This window comes from Rothia sp. HMSC058E10 (assembly GCF_001809415.1).
Lineage (GTDB): Bacteria > Actinomycetota > Actinomycetes > Actinomycetales > Micrococcaceae > Rothia > Rothia dentocariosa.
Genome location: NZ_KV797640.1, coordinates 1 through 10632 on the forward strand (window position 1 = coordinate 1; position 10632 = coordinate 10632).

Consider the following 10632-nt stretch of genomic DNA (forward strand, 5'->3'; position numbering starts at 1 on the left):
AATCATCTACATAAATAACATCTGACCTATCAGGATATTGAACTCGTTTACCCTTCAACCCTTCCCAATTAATACGAGACTTAAGATAGTCATCTGCCCGAGGAGCATTATTAAAGCCCTTGCTATAGGTGCCTCCCCCATTCGGAACACCCCTCTCAGCAAGCTCAGGAACCGCCTTACCATGAGCCGCAGGCACCAAATGCTCATCCCGCGCCACACGCTGAACCTGTGCGGTATCAAGACCTTCAACCTTTGGTTCCTCAACAGGCCTCAGCTGCACCTCAGGCTCACGCACACCACCAGCAGAACCACGAGCTACCACAGCATCATCAGCCACACCACCAGGATTAACAGCCTGCATACCAGCAGCACCAGACCCAGCACCCGAAGCAGGCGGAACCTCGCCCACCTGCGGAGCCTCCACCGGACGCAACGGCACCTGCGAAGCACCACGAGAAGCACCAGAACCCTCCACCGGAGCAACCTGCGGAACATCAACACGCGACACCGCAACCGGCGGAACCTCCGTCGCAGAACGAGCGCCACCAGTAACAGGTTTAACCTCGATCTTAGGGTAACGAGTTTCCTGCAACTCTCGCGCAGGAGATTTCAAAATTCCGTAACCGGCATCACCAGGCTTTAGGCGGGTGTAAAAACCAGATTCGCCTGCTTGAAGAATTTTACTCTCTGCGGCACCAACTAACCTAGTATCGAACTTAGCCATTGAGGAAGGGGCTTGCCCAGGAATAGACAAACGACCACCACTTGTATTAAATTCGACACCTTTGCCAGACCGAACAACCCTATATACACGACCTATTAGCATAAAGAGTGCTTCGCTACCAGCACCTATCAAACCGTCTATTTGTAATTGCCTAGGGTCAATCTTTCCATTTTCCCATCGCTGGATAATCCACGAGGTGCCAACTCCCCCAAGATACCCTGCAGCGAACGGGCTCAAAGGGGTACCGAGCATCATCACTGACAGAATCATGACTGCGCCATTACGCAGTTCTTCTGGATGAGAATTTATCCAGCCTACTGGGTCTTTAAGGAAGTCTTCCCAGAATTTATTCCAATCATCAATAGAACTGGACCAAAAACGATTCCATTTGTGTTTAACGTCTTCCCAAAACTTATTTAAGGCGTCTCGTTGTACATCTCCGTTCTTAACACGTCGTATATATTCCGTCATCACCTCAACCGGAATAGGCTCTAATCCTGTGGGGTCGTGCAGGTTCACTGGATCACCCGACGCAAACAAATACGACGCACCCATATACCCCGACCCGGCCACAGGCTCCACAGGGTCCGGCGACAAAAACCCAGCCGTCACAGGATCATACAAACGCGCACCCATCAACTCACCGCCAACGGTTGCTAACGCACCCTGAGCCGTCAAACCCACATCAGCAGGCAAACCCGGCAACCCATTACCAGCAGCTGCAGTGGTGTTGCTTCCCCAAGTTACCGGGGACGCGGCACCGAAGATATCCGTGCCAAAACCATATGCTCCCGCACCTGTGTCGGTGAGGATACTATCGCGCCCGCCAAGCACAGACCCCGCCGAAACCGCCTCGGTAACACCAACACCCACCAACGAAGCAGCATCAGGTACTGTCGTATCCCACACCAGCGGCGAGACAACAGGATCCTGCCTACCCCGCTGACTCCCAACAGCTACCGGCATATTCCGAACCGACGATGCCGCAAACCACACCGCCGAGTTACCCATCAGAGAATCCTCACCACCAGCAGCCACATGACTGCCCAGCAAAGACTCAGGGGTGTGGTTGATACGCTCCACCCGCTCTAAAGAGCCCAGAGCATCCCAGCCCCACGTCACGGCAGCACCAGTATGATCAGCCGCCCCGGTACGGAAACCCCGCACATCATAGGAATACTGAACCGACCCCGTACACACCAAAGATGACGCATCTAACCCGGTTAGATCCTCCACCACACCCGCAACAGGTGCAGCAGAAGAACCACCACCATCCTCTAGTGCCTCATACAGGCGTACCGTCTGCACCCGCTCCCCCACATAGGAAAACGCACGCACCCGAACCAGGGCACCTTCCTGATGGGTTTCTTCCCTCATAAGCAACCCGACCGGATCATACACCCACACCACCGACACATCATCCGAGCTCACCGCACGGATCAACCTGCCGGAAGCATCATAGGCGTACTCACACCAGGAACCCTTAACGGTGTCTTCCACCCGAGTAATCTTCCCCGCAGGATTCCGGCGTACCCGCACACCCTGCACCACACCCGACGATGAACCACCAGGCTCGTTGGCTCCCCCGAGAACTTCCTCGGTGTACCCCATAACGGCCCCAGACGTATCACGCACCCACGAAGAGACACACTCCCCAACCTGAACACGTTCCAAATACCCCAGCGCATCATAAGCAAACTCAGCCACCCCAGGCTTATCGCCAACACTCGATGAGTCCTCTACCCCGACACCGGCAGGGATCTGCTGCGTAGACCTAATACGCCCGCCCGGAGAATACCCATACACGGTAGAACCATACGGAGTAGTACGCTGAACCACATTCCCATCAGCATCATAGGAGTACGCTAGACTCCACGCACCCGTAGATGCGAACACCTCAGCCGCAGAAGCATCCCCGGCAGCGGATACTCGATTATCCGCTGCAAAGAACGCCGTATCAGAAACTTCATCCCCGAGTTTCGGGGCAGAATCCACCCTCACCAAACGTCCCAAAGCATCTGAGACATAGGTCGTCTGAACATACACATCAGCTTCGGATTCCGCGCCATCCGAGACACCGATAGAAGACCTACCAGCAGTTGTTGTTGCACTCGCGTTAGCAGAGCCAACGGTGGTTGTTGCTGTAGCGACCGTAGCAGCTGCAGACCGTTGAGCGCCCAGCCGTGCCAGGTTCTCACCCGCCAGATAGTCCTTCACCGTCAGGCACCGACCGGCTCGATCCCGCACCCACGCACACGCCAACCGGCCCAAGCGCTCACCTGGCTTAGCCACATGCATATTCGCCACCTCACCGGCGCCATCATACGCATACGACACCCGCGAACCATCCGGATTCATGACTTCAGTGCACCGGTGCGCGCCATCATACGCATACTTGGTCACCGCCCCGAATGGATCCGTCACCGACACCACATTCCCCACCGCATCATAGGCATACGAAGTCGTCGCAAAACCCTCAGACGTAGCTACCCGACGCGCTAGCAAACGCCCCGCACCGTCATAATCAAAAAAGCATGTTCCACCTACGCCGGAAACAGCCTTAACCACACGCCCACACGCATCATAGGAGAACGACCGAGTGCCCCAAGCAGCATCCACACACCGCACCACACGCCCGGCAGCATCATAGGCATACCTGCCCACCAGCTTAGTCCCAGCACGACGCTCCAACACACGCCCACACAGGTCATACACAAAAGACTCCACTACCACGCCAGCACGAGTCTTCGCTACCAAACGCGAATCCGCATCATACCGGTACTCAGTCATCACCCCATCAGCATCCGTCACTGAGGCAACCCGACCACACGCATCATACGAATACTCTGTCACAGCCCCCGAGGCACTCACCTGCCTGAGTAACCGCCCAGCGGCATCACACACCTCACCCGAAACCTGACCAGCAGCATCAGTACACGTCCGCAACGCATGGGCACCGGGAACCCTCACCAGATTCTCGGTCGGATCCTGTACACGAACAGGATCTGAAGCACCCTGACGATGCGCGGGCTCCCGTTCCCCTTCACCCGAGGAGGCAGTCGTGGTGTTAGCCAAAAACTGATACGCCCACGACGTGACTGCCCCGGACGGGTCAATACTGCTCATCACCCGACCCAGCGCATCAAACCCAACTGTCGCGGTGTTCCCGTCACCGTCCTGATGCGTGATCTCACCGGCAGCACTATCTCGACTTACCCGTGTGAGCACACCCGTCGGATCGGTATGCTCCACCAAAGTATCAGCAGCGTTATACCTGCTCGCCCACACATTCCCGGCTGGGTCAATCTTTTCTGTAACCCTGCCCATACCATCATGGACAAACTTCGTCACATGCCCTAACGGGTCAGTCTCAGCAACCGTGTATCCCAGCTCGTTGATCTCACGCACGGTACGGGCACCATCAGGTGCCACCTGGGCAACTAGTTCCCCAGCGGCGTTGTACTCAAACCGGCGCACGCCCCCAACCGCATCCGTGATACTGGCGACTTTACCCGCAGGAGTATATGTATACACAGTTGCGTTCCCCGCTGGGTCAATCACCCGAATAGGACGCGAGGCAGCGTCATACTCCACACGCATAGTTGCCCTCGATGGAGAGATCACCGCCACCGGTCGATCCTGGGCATCATACTCAACCTTGAGCATGTCGCCCACAGCATTAAGCACTCCGGTCAGATTCCCCCGAGCATCGTAGGAAAGCCGCGTGACGACCCCTGTCGGATCTGTCACTGACGACATCTGTCCCGTCGATGTATAGGTATACCGGCTGGTGGCACCATCAGTCGTCACCGCAACCGGCTGACGCGAAAAACCCTCCTCAGCATACTCATATGAAATAACCTTTACCGGAGCGTCTTTACGAATCCACGCATCCTTCGAGTCATATGTCCGCTTGTGAACCGGTCGGTCCAAGTCGTCATACTCGGTAATACTCATCGCACCTGTAGAAGTAAGCTCCTTCACCACAAGCCCACGAGTATTCGCAGACCGCACTGTCCTCGCCCCTTCAGGGTCGGTCACCTGAATCCGGTTCCCAAACGCGTCATAAATAAACCGAACCGTAGACCCTTCCGCCGACGTAACCGAGACTAATCGCCCTTTACTATCAGACACCCACGTATTCGGATGCAGCGCCCGCTCAGCAGTATCCGCAGTACCAGAGTCCTCAGAATCGGTCTCCAGAGTGTTCTCATGAGCACCGGTGGTAATCTGCGTAATCCCACCCGGCAAATATGTATAGTCAATCACACGACCATGCTCACTGACCTGCTGGGTAACACGACCAGGATTATCCGGATCCCCATACACATTAGTCACCTCACGCACACCGCCAGTGTCCGTGACCGTCTGCACCAAACCATCCTCGGTATGCGTATACACGCGTGAAGCAACCACAACGCCGCAAGCCGCATCAGTACCACCCTTGACAGCACTCTCAGGCTCATCCACGGGATCGGATGTTGTCTGCAAGGCTAGAGCGTAGGTTGTCACCTCTACCAGATGCCCCGTCTCACTATAGGCATACTCCACCCGAGATCCAGCCCCAGTAACAGCCACCGCACGCCCAGAAACATCATCATACGAGAGGCGAATAGCCTTACCGAAAGCACCCACCATAGCCCGCACACGAGAGGAAGAACCACCATTGGAAGCGTCCTCATAGATAGCGGCAACCGCAGAACTAGGCTCCGAACCCCAAGAGCCCAGCCAGGCACCACCCCGCGTATAGTAATGGTACTGCCCGGCATTATTCGATACCGTATAAAACTCACCGCCAGAGACCATCTGGTCAGAATGCTCAGCGGCCAAAGAAATCACAACAGCAAACCCAGCACGCGCGGCCTGCGCACGCACGCCACCGTTAGCCTCATCATGAGCAGCACCATTCTCAGAGTCAGAAGCCTGAGACGCAGACGAATCCGCTGGGTTCACCGTATATCGATGCAGCCACCACGCCTCCCCAGCAGCCCGAGCAAACCCAGCCCCAGAACGGGCAAAGAAAACCTGCCGCCCATCAACATCAACCCACACCACACCGGAAGCCGTAAACCCCAAATGCGTATCCACTGTAGAAGACCACCCAGGCCCAAACGCGCCCACCGGAGCCGCATACCCCTCATGCGTAGACGCCGCCCCAGCAGCAGCGATACTGTTATACATCCGCACCAACGAAACAGACCCGACAGAAAGATCCCGCTCTTCCTCAATGAAGTTACCCGTCGCCACATTCACCGGATCATTCGCATAACCACTCGATGGCTGAGTACCATAAACCTGAACATCCGGTACATGAAGACGTTTACGACCAGCGCTCACGCCAGCTTGTTGCAAAGAAGCCGTCAAAGCAGCATCTGAGACCGTAAAATGCACTCCGGCTCCAGCCTGACGGAATGCTTGAGCAACCTGGGATATCCAAGTAGCATCATGCGTATTATCGATAAGCCATTCCATAGTGGCTTTCAGAAGACCGTCGATAACAAGCATTCCCCACTGACACTCGGTTAAATACCGGTTGTACGCAGTGTCAATAGAGGAAAAATAAAATTCCATATCAGGGTTAAGAGTGTCTTGTATAAAAGAAACATATTTTTCCAAAGCAGCTGGTTCAGCTGAGGAGACCCCTGCCGATGACTCAATCCTGTTAGCTAGTTTCTCGCTAGAAGTCATGGATGTATCAATTTCCGTGCTCCGTTTACCTTCAGGATCATCAGGGTTAACAACAATATTTGGTTCTTCAGAAGCTACATAGGAAGGCTTGGGATAATATGATCCAACCCGGTCTTTGCCATGACCGTTATTAACCTGCTTAGTTGTATTTAATTCCGCTTCACGTGCTTTACGCCGATTCTCCTGTTCAATCTCAGCAGCATGTGCGATCTGTTGAACAGCCTTAGCTGCACGCCTACAGGCATCTGCTAAGCGTTTTGCATCATCCATGCATTGTCCATAGTTGAGGACAAACAACGTAGCATACTGACCCCGAAATTCTTGTGCGGCATGCATACCTTCAGTACGGATTTTTCCATAATAACTTTCCAACTTGTCAGCGGCACTATTAAAGGTATTTGCTAATGCAGCAGCTTCAACTTGTTTGTATTTCAGCTCGCTGGTGTTCACATGGTAGTACTCATTGGTCAGGTCTTCTTGCATGCGCCAAACTCTTTCCGGAAGAAGGCTTAATAGTGAAAATACCTTTTCATCTTACAAGGGTTCTTGAAAATAATCTGTACTTTCGGTAGAGAGTTGTAAAAATGTTCAAAAATTTTTGTACTACGATTTCATATTCTTGAAGTCCTCCTTCTCTGGAGCTCAAAACCCTATGTGCCATATGTGCATGCACATAGAAGAGCGGCCCTTCAGTCATGGTGACCGGAGAGCCGCTCGATGGGTGAAGCTATGTTTTAGGGTCAGCGCAGCAGCCAACCATAGATGCTTCTATTTCGTGCTTGCCTCGCGAGCTGCCTCTTCGACTGCCACCCATGAGAGCATCGCACATTTGACGCGGGCCATAAACTTTGAGACCCCAGAAAATGCCGCCATATCGCCGTATTCTTCCTCATCCAGGGTAATCTGACCGCGCGAGCGCAACATCTCGCGAAACGCATCCACATGGTTCTGCAGCTCCCCCACGGTCATACCCGGTGCCATCTCGGAGAGCACCGATGCCGCCGCCATCGAAATGGAACAGCCGTCGCCTTCCCACGAGACTGATTCGACAACCTTTTCACCGTTTTTCTGCTCATCAGAAAGCACGAGGCGCAGGTTGATTTCATCTCCGCAGGTGGGGTTGTACTGGTGGTTGTCGGCGCTGGCGTGCCCGGCGGGTACCTCCACCAGATGTTCACCGGTGCGCTGCTTTGAGTGTTCCAGAATAATGTCTTGGTAGAGCGATTCTAGCGACATGAATTATCCAATCCTGTGTATATGAGTAACGGCTTCTTTACAGCCCGAAGTAGGGGCGTACCTCGGCGAGCGCGGCAAGGAATGCATCTATGTCTTCGGTGGTGTTGTAGAGGTATGCGGAGGCGCGGGTCGAGGCCGTCAGCCCGGCACCGCGGTGCAGCGGCTGGGCGCAGTGGTGACCTACGCGCACGGCGATACCTTTCGTATCGAGCAGCTGCCCGGCGTCGTGCGGGTGTACCCCGTCGATGCCGAGGGAGACGAGCCCGGCGCGTTTGTTCGGGTCGGTGGGTCCTAGCAGGCGCACGCCCTCAATGTTCTGCACCCCGGCAACGAGCCGCGCGCCGAGTTCTTGTTCCCAGGCGTGTACGTTATCCATGCCGAGGTGCTGCAGGTAGCGTACTGCCTCGGCAAAGGCGACGGCTTGGGAGACGCGCTGGGTTCCCGCCTCAAATTTGATGGGGGCGGGCATATAGTCGGCGTCTTGGAGTTCGACGCGGGTAATCATAGAGCCGCCGGTGAGGAATGGGGGCAGCGCGTCCAGAAGCTCGGCGCGGCCGTAGAGTGCGCCGATGCCGGTGGGGGCGAGCATTTTGTGCCCGGAGAATGCGGCGAAATCGACACCGAGCGCGGGGAAGTCTACCGGCATGTGGGGTACGGATTGGCAGGCGTCCAGGACGGTGAGGGCACCGACTTTTTGGGCGAGTGAGACGAAGCGCGGCACATCCGCAATGGCGCCGGTGACGTTGGAGACGTGGGTGAAGGCGAGGATGCGGGTTTTCTCGGTGACGAGTTCGGCGGCGGCTTCGTAGTCGATCTGTCCGTCGTCGGTGGAGGGGATGTGTTTGAGGGTTGCACCGGTGCGTTGGGCGAGGATCTGCCAGGGTATGAGGTTGGCGTGGTGTTCGATTTCGGTGGTGAGAATTTCATCGCCGGGTTTCAGGGCAAAACGCTGGGCTTTTTCGCCGCCGAGTCCTTGGGAGGCGTTGCCTATTGAGTAGGCGACAAGGTTGAGCGCTTCGGTGGCGTTGGAGGTCCAGACGATGTTTTCGTCGCGGGCTCCTACGAAGGCGGCAACGGTGGTGCGGGCCTGCTCGAAGAGTTCGGTGGCTTCAACGGCAAGAGTGTGCGCGCCGCGGTGTACCGCAGAGTTGGCGTGCAGGTAGAAATTGCGTTCAGCATCGAGAACTTGGAGTGGTTTTTGGCTGGTGGCGCCGGAATCGAGGTAGACGAGCGGGTTGCCGTTGACGACGGTGTTGAGAATAGGGAAGTCTGCGCGCAACGCTCGCACGGTGTCATCGTTGAGCGGCGTGTTGGCGGGGACTGAGTATTCTGCCACGGTTGTTCCTTTTCTCTTGACCGGTTTCAGGCGCGCCGCATGGCGTTGAGACCCCTGCTGTGTGGCACGTTAGGTCGGGGCTGTACGCCCGAGCTTAGTGTCTGTGGGGCTATAACGTCATGCTTTTCTAGCTTATTCCTTGGCGCGAGCAAAACCTAGTTAGGTGTGTGCAATAGCCTAGGAAATCTGCCTAACCATAGCTACGGGCGTAACGGGGCGTCATGTTTACTGCGGGGCGCACCCGGCAGATGTAATGTAGAGGCACCGAATTGTGCGGTTTGTCGAGCGTCCGTGCCCTGCACATATTTAGGATGCGCTGTGAAAGCGCTGCTGCGCCGCCGTCAACCCGTCGGTGATAAGCATGGCGACCGCATCGACGGAGTTGTCGATCAGGAACGGCAGGTCTTTGGCTTCGGCTGCCGTGAAGGGTTTGAGCACGTAGTCGGCGGTGTTCATGCGCCCGGGTGGGCGACCGATGCCAGCGCGCACACGGTAATAATCTTTGGTGCCTAGCGCCTTGGTAATATCGCGCAGGCCGTTGTGGCCGCCTTCTCCCCCACCAATTTTGAGTTTGATGGTGTCGAAGGGAATATCAAGCTCGTCGTGCACCACGATTATGTGATCGGGGTCGATGCCATAGAATTTTGCGACCGCAGATACGGGCCCGCCCGAGGTGTTCATGTACCCGAGGGATTTCATGAGTACAACCTTGGGACCGCCTATACCTAGGCGACCTTCGACGACTACAGCGGATGATTTGGAATGCTTCTTGAAGGTGCTGCCCATTTCGTGGGCGATTTTATCGAGCACCATCTGCCCGATGTTATGGCGGGTTTTCGCGTATTGCGGTCCGGGGTTGCCCAGGCCGACGATGAGCCACGCATCAGACATGTTCTCGTGTACCTTCCTGCGGGTTATAGGGTGAGAAATAAAAAATGCTCAGGAGAGACTACTCGGTAAACCGGATAAAACTATGGGCGGATTAGGCGGTTACTGATCGGCTATCTCGCACCTGAGCCAAACGGTAAAGATGGGTGTATGCCGTAAGTTGGCGGGGAATATGGAAGCGGCTCGCACCCGCCAGAAGCAGATACGAGCCGTACCGTTGCCGAAAAACCACTAAAACAGATTCCGGCGTAAACGTTGATGCGCCGCGCGCTCCTTTGTTTACCTAATCCTAGTCGACGAACAGCAGGTCGATGTGCTGCAGTTCGGGGCGGATCGGGTGACGCTGAATATCCTGCACGCGAGTCTTGAACTGTTCACCATCAACCTCGATCACCAGAACGACGTCCTTGTTACGAACAGCCAGGGTGGTCTCGTGGCCGGGAAGGGTCACGTGCTTAGGCTCTTTGCCATTGCCGTAGATAACGGCGGGGATATCACCAACGGCTCGGATGCGGCGTGCATAGCCCTTACCGAAATCGGTGCGGGGCTCAGCAGTAATTTTAATTTCAGACATGGTAATCTCCATTCTTTGATGATGGGTGATGCGCCAAGAGAATAATGGCGCAAATCATGGGATTCCATGCGCCACCTCGTCGATAACGGCAGAACCTGCCCTCGCCTTGGCTAACACTATATTCTTACAGATTTTCCAGATACGAGCAAGGATAGTTTTTCCTAGTTCCAGACCCCCCCCCCCCCC

Annotated in this window: 5 protein-coding genes; all 5 read right to left on the reverse strand. The window is 55.5% G+C overall.

What is annotated here, in order from left to right; translation table 11 throughout:
- Positions 1-6895, reverse strand: a 6895-nt coding sequence (locus HMPREF2609_RS07500) for a DUF6531 domain-containing protein (protein WP_070536163.1), incomplete at its 3' end; no start/stop codon positions are given.
- A gap of 285 nt (positions 6896-7180) precedes the next feature.
- On the reverse strand, positions 7181-7648 hold the full coding sequence (gene sufU / locus HMPREF2609_RS07505) for a Fe-S cluster assembly sulfur transfer protein SufU (RefSeq protein WP_048753443.1): 468 nt from the start codon (positions 7646-7648) through the stop codon (positions 7181-7183).
- A 37-nt stretch (positions 7649-7685) separates the two neighbouring features.
- On the reverse strand, positions 7686-8984 hold the full coding sequence (locus HMPREF2609_RS07510) for an aminotransferase class V-fold PLP-dependent enzyme (RefSeq protein WP_070536165.1): 1299 nt from the start codon (positions 8982-8984) through the stop codon (positions 7686-7688).
- Between the two features lie 306 nt (positions 8985-9290).
- The gene (gene pth, locus HMPREF2609_RS07515; RefSeq protein WP_070536167.1) at positions 9291-9875 is read right to left on the reverse strand and encodes an aminoacyl-tRNA hydrolase; all 585 of its coding nucleotides are present in this window, start codon (positions 9873-9875) and stop codon (positions 9291-9293) included.
- Between the two features lie 286 nt (positions 9876-10161).
- Positions 10162-10446, reverse strand: a complete 285-nt coding sequence (locus HMPREF2609_RS07520) for a 50S ribosomal protein L25 (protein WP_037231874.1) — start codon at positions 10444-10446, stop codon at positions 10162-10164.
- Positions 10447-10632 lie beyond the last annotated feature (186 nt).

Coding starts and splice junctions, on each gene's coding strand:
- sufU (WP_048753443.1), bottom strand. CDS start 7,648: ATGTCGCTAGAATCGCTCTACCAAGACATTATTCTGGAACACTCAAAG.
- pth (WP_070536167.1), bottom strand. CDS start 9,875: ATGTCTGATGCGTGGCTCATCGTCGGCCTGGGCAACCCCGGACCGCAA.
- HMPREF2609_RS07520 (WP_037231874.1), bottom strand. CDS start 10,446: ATGTCTGAAATTAAAATTACTGCTGAGCCCCGCACCGATTTCGGTAAG.